This window comes from Sporosarcina aquimarina, from assembly GCF_023715615.1.
Taxonomy (GTDB): domain Bacteria; phylum Bacillota; class Bacilli; order Bacillales_A; family Planococcaceae; genus Sporosarcina; species Sporosarcina aquimarina_A.
Genome location: NZ_JAMBOM010000001.1, coordinates 599,117 through 619,873, shown reverse-complemented (window position 1 = coordinate 619,873; position 20,757 = coordinate 599,117). Strand labels below are relative to the sequence as shown.

16 protein-coding genes are annotated in these 20,757 nt (G+C 42.1%); 1 reads left to right on the top strand and 15 read right to left on the bottom strand.

What is annotated here, in order from left to right:
* Positions 1–82 precede the first annotated feature (82 nt).
* From M3197_RS02700 to M3197_RS02690, 3 genes are all read right to left on the bottom strand, one after another.
* Positions 83–820 carry an SDR family NAD(P)-dependent oxidoreductase gene (locus tag M3197_RS02700; protein WP_251658466.1) on the bottom strand — a complete coding sequence of 246 codons (738 nt, stop codon included), beginning with the start codon at positions 818–820 and terminating at the stop codon, positions 83–85.
* Between the two features lie 170 nt (positions 821–990).
* Positions 991–2,094: an amidohydrolase gene (locus M3197_RS02695; protein ID WP_251658465.1), complete on the bottom strand. Its 1,104-nt coding sequence runs from the start codon at positions 2,092–2,094 to the stop codon at positions 991–993.
* A gap of 14 nt (positions 2,095–2,108) precedes the next feature.
* The gene (locus tag M3197_RS02690) at positions 2,109–3,203 is read right to left on the bottom strand and encodes a glycosyltransferase (RefSeq protein WP_251658464.1); all 1,095 of its coding nucleotides are present in this window, start codon (positions 3,201–3,203) and stop codon (positions 2,109–2,111) included.
* 301 nt (positions 3,204–3,504) lie between these two features.
* Between M3197_RS02690 and M3197_RS02685 the strand changes: the two genes are divergently transcribed.
* Positions 3,505–4,410 (top strand): C40 family peptidase, encoded by a 906-nt coding sequence (locus M3197_RS02685; RefSeq protein WP_251658463.1) that lies wholly within the window; start codon positions 3,505–3,507, stop codon positions 4,408–4,410.
* Positions 4,411–4,563: 153 nt separating this feature from the next.
* Here M3197_RS02685 and M3197_RS02680 read toward each other — a convergent pair whose 3' ends face one another.
* The 12 genes from M3197_RS02680 to ilvC form a co-directional block, all read right to left on the bottom strand.
* Complete coding sequence (locus tag M3197_RS02680) at positions 4,564–6,252, bottom strand: methyl-accepting chemotaxis protein (RefSeq protein ID WP_251658462.1); 1,689 nt, start codon at positions 6,250–6,252, stop codon at positions 4,564–4,566.
* Between the two features lie 282 nt (positions 6,253–6,534).
* Positions 6,535–7,932 carry an argininosuccinate lyase gene (gene argH, locus M3197_RS02675; RefSeq protein ID WP_251658461.1) on the bottom strand — a complete coding sequence of 466 codons (1,398 nt, stop codon included), beginning with the start codon at positions 7,930–7,932 and terminating at the stop codon, positions 6,535–6,537.
* A gap of 44 nt (positions 7,933–7,976) precedes the next feature.
* The gene (locus tag M3197_RS02670; protein WP_251658460.1) at positions 7,977–9,665 is read right to left on the bottom strand and encodes an ABC transporter permease; all 1,689 of its coding nucleotides are present in this window, start codon (positions 9,663–9,665) and stop codon (positions 7,977–7,979) included.
* 56 nt (positions 9,666–9,721) lie between these two features.
* A complete protein-coding gene (locus tag M3197_RS02665) occupies positions 9,722–10,822 on the bottom strand; it encodes an ABC transporter ATP-binding protein (RefSeq protein WP_251658459.1) in 1,101 nt (366 codons plus the stop codon).
* 114 nt (positions 10,823–10,936) lie between these two features.
* Positions 10,937–12,058 (bottom strand): extracellular solute-binding protein, encoded by a 1,122-nt coding sequence (locus M3197_RS02660; protein WP_251658458.1) that lies wholly within the window; start codon positions 12,056–12,058, stop codon positions 10,937–10,939.
* A 4-nt stretch (positions 12,059–12,062) separates the two neighbouring features.
* On the bottom strand, positions 12,063–13,238 hold the full coding sequence (locus M3197_RS02655) for an ROK family transcriptional regulator (RefSeq protein ID WP_251658457.1): 1,176 nt from the start codon (positions 13,236–13,238) through the stop codon (positions 12,063–12,065).
* 297 nt (positions 13,239–13,535) lie between these two features.
* Positions 13,536–14,708 carry a pyridoxal-phosphate-dependent aminotransferase family protein gene (locus tag M3197_RS02650; protein WP_251658456.1) on the bottom strand — a complete coding sequence of 391 codons (1,173 nt, stop codon included), beginning with the start codon at positions 14,706–14,708 and terminating at the stop codon, positions 13,536–13,538.
* 91 nt (positions 14,709–14,799) lie between these two features.
* Complete coding sequence (gene leuD, locus M3197_RS02645; RefSeq protein WP_251658455.1) at positions 14,800–15,390, bottom strand: 3-isopropylmalate dehydratase small subunit; 591 nt, start codon at positions 15,388–15,390, stop codon at positions 14,800–14,802.
* A gap of 15 nt (positions 15,391–15,405) precedes the next feature.
* On the bottom strand, positions 15,406–16,815 hold the full coding sequence (gene leuC / locus M3197_RS02640) for a 3-isopropylmalate dehydratase large subunit (protein WP_251658454.1): 1,410 nt from the start codon (positions 16,813–16,815) through the stop codon (positions 15,406–15,408).
* A gap of 52 nt (positions 16,816–16,867) precedes the next feature.
* Positions 16,868–17,968, bottom strand: coding sequence for a 3-isopropylmalate dehydrogenase (leuB, locus tag M3197_RS02635; protein ID WP_251658453.1), 1,101 nt, complete (start codon positions 17,966–17,968; stop codon positions 16,868–16,870).
* 21 nt (positions 17,969–17,989) lie between these two features.
* Positions 17,990–19,546: a 2-isopropylmalate synthase gene (locus tag M3197_RS02630; protein ID WP_251658452.1), complete on the bottom strand. Its 1,557-nt coding sequence runs from the start codon at positions 19,544–19,546 to the stop codon at positions 17,990–17,992.
* The gene (ilvC, locus tag M3197_RS02625) at positions 19,533–20,564 is read right to left on the bottom strand and encodes a ketol-acid reductoisomerase (RefSeq protein WP_251658451.1); all 1,032 of its coding nucleotides are present in this window, start codon (positions 20,562–20,564) and stop codon (positions 19,533–19,535) included. Before ilvC ends, M3197_RS02630 begins: the two co-directional genes overlap by 14 nt.
* Positions 20,565–20,757 lie beyond the last annotated feature (193 nt).

Sequence of the window (20,757 nt, the reverse complement as noted above, 5' to 3'; positions counted from 1 at the left end):
TCAACACTGTATATAACCTTTTTACAAAGCAAAAGACGCCTCCTCAATAATGAGAAGACGTCTTTTTTAGTTCATTTACCAATTAGCGTGCTGAGAATCCACCGTCGATTACGAGTTCTGCGCCAGAGATGTAAGAAGCTTCATCAGAAGCTAAGAACATTACCGCGTTACCTACGTCTTCAGGTTGTCCAAGACGAGCAAGTGGTGTCATTCTGATAAGGCCTTCAAGAGCTGCTTTAGAAGACTCAAGGTTTGCTACCATTGGAGTTTGGATAACGCCTGGGAATACTGCGTTTACACGAATTCCATCTTTACCGAACTCAGCTGCAGCTGCACGAGAGATCGCACGAACTGAACCTTTAGAAGCTGCATATGGGTTGTAACCCATACCAACTAATGCTGTGTAAGAAGAAATGTTAACGATTGAACCTTGTCCAGCTTCCTTCATGTAAGGAACTACTGCACGCATACCAGCGAATGTACCGAATCCGTTGATGTCGTGTAGACGTTGCCAGTCAGCAATTGTAATATCGTCCATGCCTTTTTCAGTAGAGATACCTGCACAGTTGATAAGGATATCAAGTTTACCGAACTTGTCAGCAGCCGTTTTTACAGCCTCTGCCCAGTTGTCAGCATCCGTTACGTTAAGCTTTACGTAGTCAACGTTTTCAACGCCGTCCCATTTAGCTTGAAGCGCATCTGTGTTAATGTCTGCAGCGATGACTTTAGCGCCCTCAGCTGTGAATAATTTAACCATCATTTCGCCCATACCTGAAGCTCCACCTGTAATAAATGCTACTTTATCTTGCATTCTACCCATTTAAACCGCTCCTTTTTATATGATTCATAAGTTTTAACATCTAAATAGTACTCCTATATTTGGCACATTGCAACCTGCGACACTCCACACATGATATTTAAATTTTTCAAATAAATGATAACTCTCAATCACTTATTTCTCATTAAAATCCACGTCTTTCCGACAACACCTCACACGCAAAAACTTGCACGTTTCAGCGTCTCAGCTAGAATTTTAGCGCCCGTTACAAGCGCATCCCTATTGAATGTCATTGCTGGATGATGCAATCCTGGTCCTAAATCAGCCCCCAATCCAATCATCGTCGCTTTCAACTCTGGGTTGCGAATCGTATAGAAGTGGAAATCATCGCTTCCGGATGTAACAACGTCTGGTGCAAGCCCTTTTTCACCAAGTACGGCAAGGATTCCTTCACGTGCGATTTCTGCAGCTTCATCTGATACTTCTGCTGCCGGCGTATAGTCTGTCCATTCCGCTTCAATTTTAGTCGTGTAAAGTTCAGCAATCTGTTGTAATCCTTTATCGACACGTTTTTGTAATTGTTGTAACACATCATTAGACTGTGCGCGGATGTCTAATCCAAACTTCGCTGATCCTGGGATGATATTCAGACTGTCTCCACCTGCTTGAAGGTATGTCAATTTCACGGAATATGCCTCATATGGTGAAAACTGCACCGTCTTCAAAAATTGACCGATTGCAAGTAATGGATCGATAGCATTGACGCCTTGATGTGGACGAGCCCCATGTGCGTCCACGCCACTAATCTGCCCTTCTACGAAATAAGCTGCACCATGATGAATCGCAGCTGATGCTTTGCCTAACGGTAGCTCCTCTTGTGGCCGCAGATGAATACCAAACAGATAACTCACACCATCTATAGCTCCACGGTCAATCATTGCATTGGAGCCATTCCCTTTTTCTTCAGCGGGTTGGAAGATAAAGCGAATTCTGCAACCAAGGTCTTCTTCCTTTAAATGAGTGAGTGCCCCAAGCACCATAGCCATGTGACCATCGTGTCCACAAGAATGATTTGCTTGATATGTACCCTCTACTTCTTGCCAAAGGGCATCGATATCTGCGCGTACCGCTATGACAGAATCGCCTTCTCCGATTTCTGCAACAGCGCCAGTGACCTCTTCAAACGTCTTATAAGGAACTTCCATCTCATTTAAAATGCGTGCAATTTCCTTTGTCGTCTCTTGTTCTTTCCAACTAACTTCCGGATTCGCATGGAAGTATTCGAACCAATCTCTTATTTGTTCTGTGACTGCCATTCCTTTATCCCCCTTTATCGCGTACGTTCGGTTTCCCCATATATCTTCAACAATTTCTCCAATATCTTCTCATAGGAATGTTCGTGAACGATTTCTTCTTGCCGCGCACTATTACTTGCTTCATCTGAAGTAAGCGCCTGAAGCAATCCTTCTGCAAGACTTTCCACATCACGCGCTGGCACCAAAATCCCAGCACCTTCCGCTAACAAATACGACAATCCCCCAACGTCAGATGCAACTACAGGCGTACCTGCCGCCATTGACTCAAGCGCAACGAGTCCAAATCCTTCGTGATAGGAAGGTAGCGCTAGCACATCTGCTGCTGCTAGCCATTTGGCAAGTTCACTCTGGGGTTTCGTGCCTTCAAAGTGTACTCCTTCAATTTGGTGAGTCGTAATGTACTGTTTAACCTCTTCTACAAAGGTAGCTGACTTCGAAGAGCCTAGTAGATGTAGCGAAACTTCTGGTAAAGAACTTTGAATAGCCTCGAATGCCTGTACTAATTCAAGAACCCCTTTTTCACGGATTAAATTGCCGATGAATAAGATCACACGCTTACTCTCCAGTAAGTTAAGTTCATTACGGACCGCATCTCTTGCTAATGGATGAAATACTGTTCGGTCAACTCCCATACTCATCACTGTTACATTTGTTTCAGACACGCCATAGTTTGTAACAACTTCTTGCTTCAGACGTTCCCCAACTGTAATGACATGAGATGCTTCCTGTAGAATGGTTTGAGTCAGCCCAGCAATTCTCGCACTCTTTTTCGCCATTTTATCGATATCCCCGCCATGAACCGTCACAACGTAAGGTAGTTTAAACAATCGTTTTCCTATTAATGAAAGGAGTCCTGTCGGAAACGCATAGTGAGCGTGAGTTAATGAGAGTTTCCCACGATTCCCCATTAGATAAAGAAACGAGTTCGCAAACCATTTCCCGTATTTTAAAAGGGCTTGTACTTTACCGCCTTTAGGGTTATCAATTGCTTTTACATCTAACATGACACCAGACTTTTTAAGTAATTCAACTTGGTTTCTAACAAAAATTCCATACGTAGGGTGTTCTGCAGATGGATACATATTGCTAAATACTACAATTTTTTTCATGTCAGCTCCGTTCTGCCAGAATCCACATTATAGTTCCGGCATTTCAATACGTTTGGTTACAAAGATACAGGAATTTCGTGTTTTTTTCACCTTCCATAGCATTTTCACACAAAAATAAAAACGCTTCCATCGGATTTATTATCCGATAAACCGCGTTAAATCAGTCTTTTATACATGAAGCGACCATTTGTAACATCATTGTAATATAACTGTAACCGAAATGAGGTTTAGCCTATGCTAAGATATTCACAGATAAAGACACTGTCCTTGATACGGTGCGAAAGGGGAAACTGAGAAACTTATGAAACTGAAACGTCTTTTGGCACTAGGAATCGCTAGTTTAGTAATTTCAACGTCCGTACCGTCTATGGCTTCCGCTGCTACACTATCTGCAACTAACTTGGTAAATACAGCTAAGAATTACATAGGTACACCTTATCGTTATGGTGGTACAAGCCTTACATCTGGAATCGATTGCTCGGCATATACTCAACTCGTATACAAAAAGAGTGGATCTTCACTTCCACGAACAACAGGACAACAATACAAACAAGGTAAAGCAGTTTCAAAAAGCAATTTGACTACTGGCGATCTTGTATTCTTCAACACAAGCGGGCGCGGTGTCTCACACGTTGGAATCTATATTGGTTCTAGCAAATTCATTCACGCGTCAACTAGCAAGGGTGTTACCATTTCATCTCTTAACGATCCCTACTACTGGAAGAGCCGTTATGTAGGCGCAAAACGTCCTGCTACATTTGGTGAAACATCTGTTGCTTCAAAACCAACACCAACTGTAACTTATGCAACACGTGGACAAGTGGCGAACATCGTTGTTAAAACACTAGGTCTTCACAGAACTGGTAGTAACATGAGTTTCTCTGACGTTAACTCAAAAACACCTTACTATAACGAAATTATGGCTGCTGCTGAAGCAGGTATCTTTAGCGGAAGTAACAGTGGTAGATTTAATCCAAATGATCCGTTGACTCGTTCACAAATGGCGAAAGTACTTACGGATGCATTCGACCTTTCTACTTCAACTGAAGTTCCGTTTAAAGACGTCCCTTCTGATTACTGGGCATTAAAATATGTTGGTGCTCTCTATTCAAATAATGTAACGGCTGGTTACACAAATGGAAACTTTGGGGTTGACGATAAAGTTAAAATTCAAGACATGCAACGCTTCTTGGACAACCTTAAATAACATTAACGAATGTGGAACTCTCTTACTATAGAGAATTCCACGTTTTTGTTTTATTAAACTTATTTCCAGAAATTATTTACTTGGTTCAGTTTTCATTGCATAGTAAAAGCGCACTCCCCTTATATGTGGGGAGTGCGCTTTTTATGTTCACTGCTACACTTGAAATCTACTCACCTCTTGCTGAAGCTCGTCTGCAAGACGCGTAAGGCTTTGTGCGCTCGCACTAATCTCTTGGCTTACTGCAAGTTGTTCTTCCGTTGCTGAGCTTGTCTCCGTCGCTGAGGCAGCCGCTTGTCCGCTTAACCGTTGAACTTCTCGAGCGCCATCTGTCACTTCATCTGCCATCGCTTGGATTTCTTCAATTGCGGCAGAAACCGTTTCAACCTTTGCGGATACATCCCCAACTGCTTGTTGGATGTCTTTGAATACCGCGTTGGACTCTGCTGTTGCTTTCATACCATTTTCAACTTTTTCACTTCCGGTTTCAATCGATTTCCTAGCTTTCTTCGAATATACTTGGATGTCACTGACCATAGTTCCAATCTCTGTTGCAGACTTCTTGGATTGCTCTGCAAGTTTTCGGACTTCATCGGCAACAACCGCGAACCCTTTACCTGCATCCCCTGCACGAGCTGCTTCGATCGCTGCGTTAAGGGCCAACAAGTTGGTTTGCTCCGCGATTCCTGTAATGATAGCCGTTACTTTTTCAATTTCAGAAGAATGATCTGCCATCTCTTTCATGATTGTTGCAGTTTCTCGAATCGTTTTCCGAATGGTTTTCATCTCTTCGACGACCTCATCCATAGATGCTGAGCCTTTACCAACAAGTTGTGTTACTGCTTCTGCAGACCGTAACATGTCCTCATTGCTTTCTGAGATTTCTCCCACCCCTACAGACAACTCATTCATCGATTGTGTGGATTGGTCTGTTATCCGCTGTTGACGCTCACTGCCTTCTAGTTGTTTTTCTGCAGTACTAGCGATTAACTCCGACGATGCCAAACTTTCTTCAGAACTTGCAGATAACTCCTCGGATTGCATGGCCAACTGTTCAGCAGAGACGTTAATTTTGCGAATCATGTTTGCTACATCTGCTCCCATTTTGTTAAATGCGACCGCCATTTCTCCGATTTCGTCTTTGCTACGCACGACAAGTGGATCGATGGAGAAATTCCCATCCGCAATATGGTGTAGCCCTTCCGTTACGATGCCAACGGGTTTCGTGATTGAGCGGCTGATGCGTTGAGAAATCAGGATACCTACCACTACAGCGATGATTATGATTGCCGCAATGATGATTGTTAGTTGCGTCATCATCTGATTGACTTCTTTTCGCTTCTTTTCAAGTTCTTTGTATTGGTTATCTTTAATCGTATCCGCACGGGTCATGACAACATTTCCAACATCCTTAGATGCTTCTGACATCCATTTTGCGATATCATCTTTCCCTTGTTCCAAGTTATCGACGATATTATTTTGAAGAGTCATCGACTTTTCGTTCGAGTCAACAAGCGCTTCATATTCTTTTTTCATTTTAGCGCCCTTCATCATCTTGCCTAACTCTTGGATAAGTTGCTCAGAACGTTCGTAGTTTTCTTGTCTTTCGTCCAGTAACGTTTTATCCTGATAGAGCAAATATCCCCTAATTTTACTTTGCATTTGTTCTTGTTTCAGTACGAACTCGTCTACAATATCCACTTTATGCACTTCATTATCGAGCATATTCCTATAATCACTATTCAATTTTAAAAGTAACAGAATGCTAGCTACCCCAATTACAACTAGCAACGCAAGTAATAAGCCAAACCCGTTTCGTAACTTCCCAGCAATTGTTCGTTTCACCCATTCCACCCCAATTTTATCTCTTTTTTCAGAAACGACGAACTTTACCAATCGTCTGAATAATTATAACTAGTTCAATTATATCTGTTTATTAAGAATTAATCACTACTTTTCGACCACTTTTATAAATTCATGATTCCCGTAATGCCTAATTTCTTATGAGAGCATAAAAAAAACCACGCAAGCACTCGCGCGGTTTCCTACTCCTCTGTCGAGAATGTGTCTTCCTTTCCTTCAAAAACCTATATTAACTACTAGTAGTTCGTCTTCTCCTAGAACCTATTAACTCTTCCGCTTGGCAATCATTTCCCGTACAGTATTAGGGTTCGGACCTCCAGTGATATGTCGGCGTTCAACGAAAACGACAGGATCTATAATTGCCTGCCAATCTGCTCTGGATAGAGAAACGTCTTTTAACCACTCATTGACCAGTTCCACAGGTAGTTCATATAACTCTTTCTGTAATGTAATCGCACTTTTAGCAACCATAGCAGCTTTACCGTGCGCTTGGCGAAACGAAATGTCATAGTCTCTCGCTAACACATCTGCAAGTTCAGTAATCGTTATCATATTCTCTCTTGCTTGCTGATGAGCCCGTTCCTTATCAAATTCAATCGTAATCATAACAGCATTCAACAGCTTCAACACTCGATCCGCTTTCTCGAATCCCTTATATAAATGTGGCTGTAAATCATCTTCAGTATCATTGATATCACCAAAAGGAGTGTTGTGAATCATGTGGAGTACAGCAAGCCCCTCAGCTACAGCACTCGAAGCAAGAGAGCGAGAGTGTTCCAGCGACACCGGATTACGTTTCTGCGGCATGATACTACTGATTTGCACGTAGGCATCTGAAACACGTAGTACCCCTACTTCTTTGGATGCCATCCTTAGGAATTCTTGCACCCACCGCCCGATGTTGGTCATCAAACTGATTAAACTTTGTGCAGCTTCCAGTAAATAGTCGCCAGCACCAATGGCATCATACGAGTTCTCGACCAATCCTTCGAAATCGAGTAGATCCACCATTCGCTCACGACTAATCTGAAAACCGGTTGTCGTAATCGCAGCTGCCCCCATCGGAGATTGATTGACTACCGTCCTTGCTCGTTCCAAACGTTCAATATCCCGGTAGAGTCCATCATAGATCGCAACGAGATAATGCCCAAATGTTGTAGGTTGGGCAGGCTGTGTATGCGTATGGGCTGGCATAATGGTTTCAACATGATACTCAGCTTGACTCAATAGTGTGGATGCTAAGTTTCTTGCTAAGTCAATCGTATTTTGTAAGTGTTCCCGTAACACAATTCGATACATGGCTTCTCCCATGTCATTACGACTTTTACCAATGTGCATTTTCCCTGCTAAATCGTCACCAACTATATGACCGATTTTAGATTCTACAAGGAAGAATAGATCTTCATATGCTGCAGAATAACTTAATTCTTCATTTTCTAGTAATTCTATCTCTCCAATAGCATTTAAAATCTTCTCTGCTTCCTCAACTTTGATTATCTGTTGTTCTGAAAGCATAGTTGTATGGGCTTTGTGCACAGCCATCATCGCTTCAAATAAATACGCTTTTTGATCGTCAAACACGGGTTTCAGTAAAACTTTAGAATAGACTTTCCCTGGAAATGTACCTCCATCTTTAATTTTAAACTCTTCAACTCTTGACATCATTTTATGCACCTCAAGTAATTGCTATTTTTCAATCTAAAACTTTAGCCGAGTGATTTCTCAGCTTTCACTCCTAAGAATTTGCTCGAAATGAACATTACAATCGCAATCAAACCTACCTGAATCATTCCGTATGCAGCCGCTTGACCAATGTTAAACATTCGAAGTTGGTTCATAATTTCAATAGAGATGGGTCTGTTTCCGATTGTATAAAGTAAAACTGATGTCGGGAACTCACCAACAGCCTGCACAAATGCTAGTAATGTACCACTTAGTACTCCAGGCATAATGATAGGTAAAACTACTTTCCTAAATGTATAAAACCATTTCGCTCCTAAATTTTGTGCAGCTTCCTCAATTGAATCATCAAGTTGTTCCAAAACTGCATTTGTAGAACGAACAACCAATGGAAGAAACCTTACAAAGTATGCTAATGGTAAAATCCAAAATGTTCCTACTAACACCTTTCCAAAAGAGAATGGGGACGGTGTGTTGAAAGCTAAAATCATATTCATTCCCACTACTGTTGCTGGAAGTGCCCATGGAATCATTACTAAAATATCCAAGAGGTTTTTCCCAAAAAACTTACGTTTGACTAGTGCGTAAGAAGTGAAGATACCAAAAATAAACACTCCTATACATGCTAAAAACGCCATTATCAAACTATTTTTTACTGGCTCCCAAATGTATGGATCTTCAAAGAGCAAAATAAAATTTTCAAAGTTAAAACTTTGCGGATAGGTCTGCCAAGTCCAGGCGCCATCTGGTACTAGAGATAAAATAAGCAATGTTGCATGTGGTAAAAGCAATACAATCATTGCCAATATTCCAATAGACACCATTACCCATTTTAAAAGTGGGTTATTAACCTCACTTCGATGTGCCCCAATCCCCTTTGAAGCCATTCTGTAATCTTTACGGCTCTGATACCATCGCATAAATAGTAAGAACGAAATAGAAACCATCGATAAGATCACAGACTGTGTTGCTGCCATCTCTAAATCCCCATTAATTTTAGAGAAGTAGATCTGTAGACTTAACACACGGAAACCACCCGCCAATAAAAATGGGGCACTGAAACTGGCCATCGACACCATAAATACAAGAAGTGCTGCTGCAACAAGTCCAGGAGTCAAAAGAGGAAATGTCACTTTCCAAAATACTTTAAATTTACTAGCTCCTAGATTTGAAGCTGCTTCTTCAAGTGATGGATCGATATTACCTAATGCCGATGAACTTGTCATATAAAAGTAGGGATACATTGTATATGCATGGACAAGAAGAATTCCTGAAATACCACCTATACTAAAAGGTACATTTTTTAAATTGAAAATATCTTTGATAGCATTAGGAATTAATCCCGCTTCCCCATATAAAAACATGAACGCCATTACTCCAACTAGAGAGGGCAATACAATTGGCATAATTGCAATACCAGCGAAAAACTTTCTACCTGGGAAATCATAGCGATTAAAAATATACGCTAGAGGTAGACCAATACATGCACTAAAGAATACAGACGCTAACGATATCCAAACTGAATTCCAGAGTGCTTCAAAATTTGCTTTAGCCTTGGCTCCAAAAAAATCACTGTAGTTTTGTAACGAAAATACACCATTCTTATGTATGCTCTCTAGCGCTGTTCGTAAAGCAGGGTAAAGAACATAACCTCCTAGGATTAGGAAAACTGGAATCAATAGCAAAATGGTTTTTCTTCGTTCTGCATTTAACATGTAAAATGCCTCCCTTTACATCACGATCAGCTACTGCAACAGCAAAATTAGGTTATCTATATTTTTTTCATTTCAGGGATAACACGAATCTGTTCTGCTGGAAACTGAACATAAACCTCATTTCCTACATTTAAATAGGTTGCAGGTCCTTTGTTTAAATTCGTACTTTCTATTAAAACTGTTTCATTTAATTCAACATAGGTATGCACTGCCGCACCAGTAAACTGAACAATTTTCACTATGCCTTTAAATACATTCAATCCTTCTAGAGATTTCTCAGACACTATTACGGCTTCAGGTCTTATCGACATGCTCAACTTATCTGTTTGATCATATGCAGCTATATTTGCACCATCATTTTTCACTTCTACCTTACAGTCAAGTTCACATAACTGGTAAGAATGCAAGTCTGGGGTTTTACTTACATAGTCAATACTTAAAAGGTTTGTTTCTCCAATGAATTCTGCGACAAAATCATTAATAGGTTCATTGTAAATTTCAGTGGGTGTACCCACTTGCTGGCAAACTCCATGACTAAAAACTGCTATTCTGTCACTCATTGTTAACGCCTCAACCTGATCATGAGTTACATAAATAGTTGTGATTTTATATTCCTGCTGCAACCTTAATATTTCAGTACGCATTTCATCACGTAGGCGAGCATCTAAGTTACTGAGGGGTTCGTCTAAGAGCAAAATATCAGGTTCAATGACGATCGCTCTAGCAAGAGCTACGCGTTGTTGTTGGCCGCCAGATAATTGGCTAACCTGCCGATCAATGTATTGTTCTAATCGAACTTTCTTTAGAACATCTTCGACTTTTTCCTTTATTATTTCTTTGGAAAGCTTTCTAACTTTCAATCCAAATGCGACATTTTCAAAGACAGTCATATGAGGAAAAAGCGCATAGTTCTGAAACACCATGCCTGTATTTCTATTTTCAGGTGAAACAGTTGTCATGTTTCTCTCATTGAATTTCACTATCCCTTCAGTTGGATAGTAGAAACCTGCGATCATTCGAAGTGTCGTTGTTTTTCCACATCCGCTGGGACCTAAGAACGTGAAGAACTCACCTTCTTTTATAAGTAAATCCAATTCTTTAACAGCTGTAACATCACCAAACCTCTTGGTAATGGTTTCCAAATGGACGATTGACATCCCAACCAACCTCCTTCTTTGAACAAATATTCGACTATCATAGACTTTAAGATATGATAGTCGAATGCTTTTAATCGGTGTTACAAATTTTTTACAGCAGTTAGAATTTAATTACTATTCGCCACTTTTGTCTTTCTTTGTGTTTTTAATATTGTTATCCCAATAATCCATCCACTCGTCTGATTTTTCTTGGAACAATTTCCAATCGATATCCATTGGTTTAATTTTGTCTTCCGCTTCCTTGATCCATTCCGGCAGATCAGTCACGTCATCACGTGTTGGAATACGGTAATAGCTTTCAGCCAACAACTTAGCAGCTTCAGGAGTGTTTACAAATTCATAAAAAGCTTCAGCAGCATTCGGGTGTGGAGCATCCTTTATGATAGCGATGCCTTCAGTAAGTACTGGAGTTCCACTTTCAGGAAGTACATAATCGAAAGGATATCCTTTTTCTTTAGCCAGCATAACAGTATCTGGCATATTCCAAACTGTTATGCTTCCTACACCTTTTGCCACTTGGTTGTACATGATTTCTGGATTGGCTGCATATTCCTTTGTGTTCATATCAAATTTCTTCAGCCATTCATAACCCTCTTCAGGGTCTTCAGAATCTTTATATGCTCTATAAATCATAGATGAATAAATGGTTCTCATTGTTCCGGATGCTAACGGGTATCTAATAATAACTTCATCTTTCCATTTAGGATCAAGAAGGTCATCCCAGTCCTTTGGAGCATCTTCTTTAGATATTTCCTTTGAGTTATACAAAATTACTTCAGGTGTCATTGATGTACCTGACCACATCCAATCTGGATCATGATAAATTTCATCTAGTGAATCAGCATAGGAAGGTTTGTATTCTGCTAGTAAATCGTTATCTTTTGCTTGGTCAAAGTTAACTTGTGGCGCGCCCCACCAGACGTCAGCCTGGGTATTATTTTTTTCCGAGCGAATACGGTCTAATATTTCCTGAGAACCCATATCTAAGAACTCCATCTTGATTCCATACTCCGCTTCAAACTGATTTTGAAAGTCACTTAAAATGTCCTTGCCATGTGGAGAATATATAACGACTTTATCTTCAAGTTCTTTATTTTCTGCTTCTTCATCTTTATTTCCGTCGGTATCTCCAGTTGCGGGCTTTTCAGTTTTCTCTGTATTTCCGGCCATACAACCTCCTAACAACAATGCTGCTAACAACACAAAAAACAAACCTAATTTTAGTTGCATCTTCATCGACCTAACCCCTCTCTTTTGTAGTGAATAATGCTCCATGTTCGTTTAAAACCAATGCCACGGCACCAATAACCCCAGCCTTCTTACCAAAAGCTGATTGTACAATTTCGCAAGATCTAGGTGTATAGCGATTCAAGATGTCATTAATTATCGGTTGTATAACATCAAACGACTCGGTGACACCACCTCCTAGAATGACGATTTCAGGATCGAATAATGAAACATAATTCGCTATGCCAAATGATAAATTTTCTATTGCTACAGAAACCACTTCAATAGCAGCGGTGTTCCCTTTCCTGTAGAGCTCAAAAGCTTCTGATGATGTAATCTCTCTTTTCAAGCGTCTAGACAAGTTTTCGCCAATTGAATTCCCCCCTGATATACTCTCTAAAAATCCATATCCTTTGACAGATGGTTTATACGAACTCGCACTTTGGCGATCAGTTACCATATAACCTATTTCTCCAGCACTATAATTACTACCGCGGTATATGTTACCTTGCAGCATGATACCGCTTCCAATTCCTGTACCTACTGAAATATAGATCATGTTTGACGCCTGCCTACCTCTTCCTAGCCACTTTTCACCAAGTAAACTAACATTTACATCATTATCGATAAAAACAGACATAGACAAAGCCTCTTCAATTTTCTTCTTTGCAGGATAATTACTCCACTTCAAAGCGGGGGCTTCAACTACAATCCCAGTTTCCAAGTTTGTAATTCCAGGAACACCAACGCCAACCCCTAAAATATCTTTACTATCAATATCGCTTTCGTTTAACATCTCATCTACTTGAGATTTAATTTCTATCAGCAACTTTTCCCCCAAGTTTTTTTGCGTTTCAAATTCTTTAAAGTTTACTAGTTCTCCATTTAAATCAGTTATTCCAAGTACAACTCCAGTACCTCCAATATCAATTCCAATACAATACGCATTTTTAGCATTGAATCTAAGATTTACAGGTTTTCTGCCTCCATTAGAAGATGCTTCTCCACTCCCAGTTTCAATAATCCAACCTCCTTCAATTAATTCTTCAACAAGACTCGATACCGTCGGTTTACTCATCAATAAATCTCTAGAAATCTGAACTCTAGTCGTCTGTTCTTCATCAATTATTCGTTGAAGGACTTTACGTTTGTTTTCATTTCTTAAAAATCCTAAACTTCCATTTAGCATTTCAACTGCCCCTTACTGTTGGTAGGTAGTAGTTAACATTAAAACAGTTAGTTAGTAAACAAAACTTACTAACTGAACATTACGTTTATTCTAAACTATCTATTCTACTTTTTCAATACTTATTTTCAAAATAATCTTTCTATTAAATAAATTCCATAACATTAGTTAATCAGAATAATTTTTGCACACTATTTATCAATAAGAAAAGGATATATGACCTGTTTCCAAACAAAAAGACTGCAAAAATTCAAATAAGAATTTTTGCAGTCTTGCTATTCTATCGCCCTAGTAAATTTCTCAGATAGTTAACAACGATCCTAAAGAATCCTGCAACACAGATACAGCCTCTTCAACATCCACTTCATGCCCGCAATTTTGCAAAGCTTCACCGATTTTACGGATAGCAGTCTCCAACATATCTGGAGTCGTGTTGCCCATATGGCCAATTCTGAATGCTTTTCCTGCTAGATGTGCAAGTGCGCCTGATAATATCACACCTTCTTTAGCTAACTCCGCACGGAATGCGGCATCGTCTACACCTTCAGGATAGTAGAGACAACTCAATGTCGGTGCGGCGTCTTTCTCTTCAGCCAGCGGCACCATCCCATAAACTCGTAAGGCTGAACGAACCGCAAGTCCATAGGCTTTATGCCGGACATAACGTTCTTTGAGACCTTCTTCTTCAACAATCCTTAATCCTTCTTCAAGCGCATATATCATATTGACAGGCGGCGTTGCAAAGTATTTGGATGGATCATGCATGACTGGAATCCAGTTGTGGATATCACAATAGTAGGCAGATACCGATTCCATTTCGTTACGTGCTTTCAGCGCAGCTTGGCTAAATGCTACGATCCCAAGGCCTGGCGGGACACCAATCGCTTTTTGCGAACCGGTTAGGACAATGTCGATCGCTGTTCCTGGACCTGCATAATTGTGTTGCATATCTTCAGGCACAGCTGTTGTTGCACATACACCGTCAACGATGGCCAAGGCACCATGCTGTTTAATGAGGGGAATTAGTTCCTCTAGGTTTGCTTGAACACCTGTTGACGTATCTGCATGTGTCACAGTAACCGCTTTATATTGTTTTTTCTCTAAATGCTCTTTGACATGCTTCAAATCCACTTGCTTGCCCCACTCTGCCTGCAGAAGATCAATTTGAATTCCGAATGCTTGCCCCAACTTAATGAAGCGATCTCCAAAATAACCATGGCTGATGATCAAGAGCCGTTCCCCAGCTGCAATCGTGTTGACGAGCGCCATTTCCATTGCAAGCGTTCCAGATCCAGCGACGATAAATACTTCCCCATCCGTATTCAAAATTCGCTTTGTACGCTCAATGGCTGATTTAAATCTACTTACAAATCGCGGATCTGTATGAGCACGAGTTTCCTCCCCCAATGCATCGTAAATGGTATCGACGACCGGCGTCGGTCCAGGTATGAGCAGCAATTCTTCATTTCTCAATCAAATCCCCCCGAATAATCAGATTGTTGTGCATACAGATTTTCGACATGATTCATACAAAATCCTTTATTACGAAAAAAAGCCCGTTATCTCAACGGGCCATACGTTCTTCATACGCAGCAATTTGTTCTTCATATTGGAACGTGAGCGAAATTTCATCCCAACCATTCAGCAACATTTGACGAGAATACGGGTCGATCTCGAATCGTAGGTTAGCTCCCGTATCTTCCCGTGTAACCGTTTGTTGCTCCAAGTCCACAGTGAGCTTAACGGGAGTCTTTTGGCCATCTGCAAGTAAGGAATCGATTTCGCTTTGAGCGAGTCGAATCGGTAAAATCCCATTTTTGAAACAGTTATTATGGAAGATATCCGCAAATCCTGGTGCAATTACCACTCGGAACCCATAGTCCAGAATAGCCCACGGTGCGTGTTCCCGGGAGGAGCCGCAGCCAAAGTTTTCATCCGCTACTAAAATTTGTGAACCTTCAAATCTAGAATCGTTGAGAACGAAATCAGTATTTGCTTTACCTTCTCTATCAAACCGCCAATGATAAAAAAGATATTTCCCGAATCCCGTTCGTTCAATTCTCTTCAAAAACTCTTTGGAAATGATTTGGTCCGTATCGACGTTTTTTCTGTCTAACGGAGTCATGATACTTGTGACAACATTAATCGGTTCCATGAAATGCTCCTCCCTTCAGTCCTGCAGAACAGGTACTTTCCGAATGTCTGTAAAACGTCCTGCAATCGCAGCCGCAGCCGCCATCGCTGGACTGACGAGATGTGTCCTTGCTCCTGTCCCTTGGCGGCCTTCAAAGTTCCGATTCGATGTGGATGCACACCGTTCACCGGCAGGTACAACATCGTCATTCATTGCTAGACACATACTGCATCCCGACTCCCGCCATTCGAATCCTGCTACTTTAAATACTTCGTCCAACCCTTCTTGTTCTGCAAGTCGTTTAACAGAACGGGATCCTGGTACGACAATTGCAGTTACACTTGGATGAACATGTTGACCTTCCACAATGGCTGCAGCTGCACGCAAATCACTTAAACGAGCGTTGGTACAGGAACCGATAAAGACATGCTGGATCGGGATATCAGATAGTCGCATCCCTTCTTCCAACCCCATATAAGTGATCGCTTTTTTCAATGCTTCTTTGTCAGATGACGAAGCATAATCTGATGCATATGGAACGTGCCCGCTAATTCCTGTTCCCATTGCAGGGTTCGTTCCCCACGTTACAAAGGGTTCAATGTCAGCTGCATCGAGAGTCAGCGTTGTGTCATAGACCGCACCTTCATCTGTCGCGAGTGCTAGCCATTCTGCCGCAGCCACTTCAAATGCTTCTCCTTCAGGAACGTGACGTCGGCCTCTTAAGTATTCAACAGTCGTTTCATCCGGGCTGATCATCCCTGCTTTCGCTCCAGCTTCAATCGACATATTACAAATGGTCATCCGCTCTTCCATCGATAGGTTACGGATCGCTTCACCGGTGAATTCTATGATATGTCCGGTTCCGACATCAATTCCGAATTTTGCAATGACAGCTAGGATGACATCTTTTGCAGTGACTCCTGTTCCTAATTCTCCGAAAATCTTAACCTCCATCGTTTTCGGTCGATTTTGCCAAAGGGTTTGTGTAGAAAGTACATGCTCTACTTCACTCGTACCGATTCCAAAAGCAATCGCACCAAACGCACCGTGTGTAGATGTATGACTGTCTCCACAAACAATTGTGCGGCCAGGTTGTGTGAGTCCTAATTCAGGACCGATAATGTGGACAATCCCTTGGTCTGGATGCGTCATATGCGCAAGTTCAATCCCAAATTCTTTGCAATTCTTTTCGAGTGTCGTCATTTGTTTCAGAGCTGTCGGATCACTGACAGTTTTAATATTACGTGTCGGTACGTTATGATCCATTGTCGCATAACATCGTTCCGGACGTCGCACTTTTCGCCCTGCAAGTCGTAAGCCTTCAAATGCTTGCGGAGATGTCACTTCATGGAGGAGATGGAGGTCGATGTAGAGTAAATCTGGTTTCCCTTCTTCTTCTGTCACGACATGTCGATCCCAAACCTTTTCAATAATTGTTTTTACCATTTCCAATTCCCCTTTCCATGAGTGGCAGCCTGCAAACGCCGCGTTTAATTAGTTACACATACGAATACATGATGCTGTTCGAAACCGATTGGACATCTACTTCTTCAGCAACACGTCCTGCCCATTGCTCTGTTGACATCGGACGAACACCTGGTCCAACGAGATCGATGGTACAATGACCTTCTTCATACACCGTCTGAACGGCTTGCTCAATCGCAGCTGCTTCTTCTTCCATTCCGAATGACTGTCGCAACATCATTGCCGCGGACAAAATTGTAGCGGCTGGATTCGCAAGTCCTTTTCCTGCTACGTCTGGTGCAGATCCATGAACCGGTTCGTATAGTCCGAAACCATCTGTACGAACACTAGCAGAAGGCAATAGGCCAAGGGATCCTGTAATGACTGATGCTTCATCACTCAAAATATCACCAAACATATTCTCCGTTACGATGACGTCAAATGCTGCTGGATTCGTAATGAGTTTCATTGCAGCGGAATCGACTAGTTGATGCTCGACTTCAACATCCGGATAGCCAGCATGAACTTCTTCAACCACTTCACGCCATAACCGGCTAGATTGAAGTACGTTCGCTTTATCAACAGAAGTTACTTTCCCACGTCTCATCCGTGCAAGGTCAAATGCAGATCGTACAATCCGTTCTATTTCCACTCGCGTATACACAAGTGTATCCACCGCGGCATCATGTGTTTTCCGGCTTGGTTCTCCGAAATACAGACCCCCAGTAAGTTCACGAACAATGACCAGATCGACATCTTTAACAAGTTCCTCTTTCAAAGGAGAACGATGAAGAATGGCCGGCACCGCTTTAACAGGACGGATATTTGCAAACAATCCAAAGTGCTTACGGATTGCAAGCAATCCTTTTTCCGGACGTGTTTCAGCAGGGTTTTGATCCCACTTAGGACCTCCGACTGCTCCGAGCAACACTGCATCACTCTTTTCACAAAGTGCAATTGTTTCATCTGGCAGCGGTGTGCCAAAGGCGTCTACTGCAGCTCCACCGATGGAACCATAGACAAATTCGAACGAATGATTAAATCTTCTAGCAATGACTTCAAGCACCTTCACTGCGGAACCGATTACTTCCGGTCCAATTCCGTCTCCTGGCAACACTGCGATACGTTTTTCCATCGTCTTCTCCTCCTTATAGGATTAATTTACAGTCTCTACTGCAAGCTCTTTTTGAGTTTCAAATGACTCGCGTACTAGTTGCCGATTAATGGCATTCAAATATGCCTTAGCGGACGCTTCCAATACATCTTGCGCAATTCCTCTACCTGTTAACTGCTTTCCATTGAAGTTCAAATTCACGACCGCCTGACCGAGCGCATCGCGTCCCTTACCAATAGAAGAAACTTGGTAATCGAGAATGTGCACATCACCTTTCACAAGCAATTCCAACGTGTTGAAAATCGCTTCAACCGATCCAGCACCCGTTGTTGCAACACTAACCGTTTCTCCTTCAGGATTTGTGCTCGTCGCAGTAGCAGTCGGTACATTGTTCGTTCCATATTGGACTTGGATACTTTCCAAGTCGTAAATAGGTGTTTCCGTTTTTTCAAGTTGTTGTCTCGTAAAGAGGACGAAGAGATCATCTTCCGTAATCTCTTTCTTTTTATCCGCTAGCTCCTTGAACTCTACAAACACTTCATCTAGCTGTTCGTCACTCAACGTGAATCCCATCGTGACAGCTCGATCTTTAAATGCTGCCCGTCCTGAGTGCTTCCCAAGAGCTAGTGGCTCTTTCGTTGCACCAATAAGTTCGGGTGTAATAATCTCGTAAGTCTCTGGATTTTTTAACATACCATCTTGATGAATTCCGGACTCATGCGCAAATGCGTTTTTCCCGACAACCGCTTTATTGGGTTGGATTATGACACCCGTCAATCGGCTAACCAATTCACTTGTTCGTTTAATTTCATTTAGATGAATGCCCGTTTCTACGTTATAAAAGTCTTTTCGAATATGAAGGGCGACGGCGATTTCTTCAAGCGCTGCGTTGCCAGCACGTTCACCGATACCATTGATGGTACCTTCTACTTGGTCGGCTCCATTTTCGATGGCAGCGATAGAATTTGCGACGGCCATTCCTAAGTCGTCATGACAATGCGCAGAAAGTTTCACGCGATCAATCCCGTGAACATTCTCTTTCAAGAAACGGAAAAGTGCTCCATATTCTTGTGGGGTTGCATATCCGACCGTATCTGGAATGTTTACCGTTGTAGCACCTGCTGCGATGACTTCGTTCAGAATTCGGACGAGAAACGCTGGGTCTGAACGAAATGCATCTTCAGCGGACCATTGGACGAGTGGGAATTTAGAGCGGGCATATTTAACCGCTTGAACTGCTATGTCGACGACCTGATCCGGTGTCTTTTTCAATTTATATTCCATATGAATAGGTGAAGTTGCGAGGAACACGTGTAAGTGAGGCTGTTCTGCACCCTTTAACGCTTCCCAAGAAGTGTCAATATCACTTTTTATAGCACGGGCCAGGCCCGTCACTGTAGAGTTTCTTACGGTTGTTGCAATGCGTTGAACTGCTTCGAAGTCGCCGGGGGATGAAGCGGGAAAGCCCGCTTCAATTACCGATGCGCCAAGACGTTCAAGTTGGCGCGCGATTTCAAGCTTTTCCGCCGTATTTAAGTTAATGCCTGCTGACTGTTCGCCATCCCTCAGTGTCGTATCGAAAAAGTCAATTCGTCGCACCAGCTGTCACCTCTTCCTCTTTTTTCAAGCCTTTCGCAACAAACGGCATCATTGCACGTAGTTTCTCTCCGACTTCTTCAAGTTGATGTCCAGCTTCTTCTTTTTCAATACGGTTGAAGTTTGGACGGCCCTCTTCGTTTTCATGAATCCATTCTTTTGCAAACTTGCCAGACTGGATATCCTCCAAGATCGACTTCATACGAGCTTTCGTATCTGCATCAATGACGCGTGGTCCTGAAACGAAATCGCCCCATTCTGCTGTATCTGAAACGGAGTAACGCATGCCTGCCATTCCTCCTTCATACATCAGGTCAACAATGAGCTTCGTTTCATGAAGTGTTTCGAAATAAGCAAGTTCCGGCTGGTATCCAGCTTCTACAAGTGTTTCGAATCCTGCTTTGATAAGTGAAGTTAAACCACCACAAAGTACCGCTTGCTCACCGAATAGATCGGTTACTGTCTCCTCTTCAAATGAGGTTTCAAGAACTCCTCCTCGTGCAGATCCAATTCCTTTTGCATAGGCGAGCGCTGTTTCACGAGCTGTACCTGATGCATCTTGATACACCCCGAATAGTGCTGGTACACCTGCACCTGCAACGAAAGTCCGTCGTACGAGATGTCCTGGACCTTTAGGAGCGACTAGGAATACATCAACCTCTGCAGGTGGTTTGATCTGACCGAAGTGGATGTTGAATCCGTGTGCGAATGCGAGTGCTTTTCCTGCTTTCAGAGAAGGTGCAATTTCGTCTTCATATACTTGCTTTTGGCGTTCATCTGGAAGCAATACCATGATCACGTCTGCTTGTTCTGCAGCTTCAGCAACAGTAGCTACCTCAAGACCATCTTCTTTTGCTTTATTAAATGACTTCCCTGGACGAATTCCTACGACAACGTCGAATCCGGAATCTTTCAGGTTTTGTGCGTGTGCATGACCTTGTGAACCATAGCCGATCACCGCGATTTTCTTGCCGTCCAATACTTTCTCGTTGATGTCCTGGTTATAATACATATTTGTCATAAAGAATTCCTCCTAAGGTTTGTGGGTTTTATTTTTTGTTTCATTTTCCATGAAATTAATCTATCTACAACTAGCCCCGTTGATTGTAACGGAAGGCGGCGACTCCTGCGTAATACTAATGGAAACAACCTAAGTTCGCCGCGTCCTGCGGCAACGGTTGCATGACCTCCATCCTGTAGGCCCGCGTCCGCCT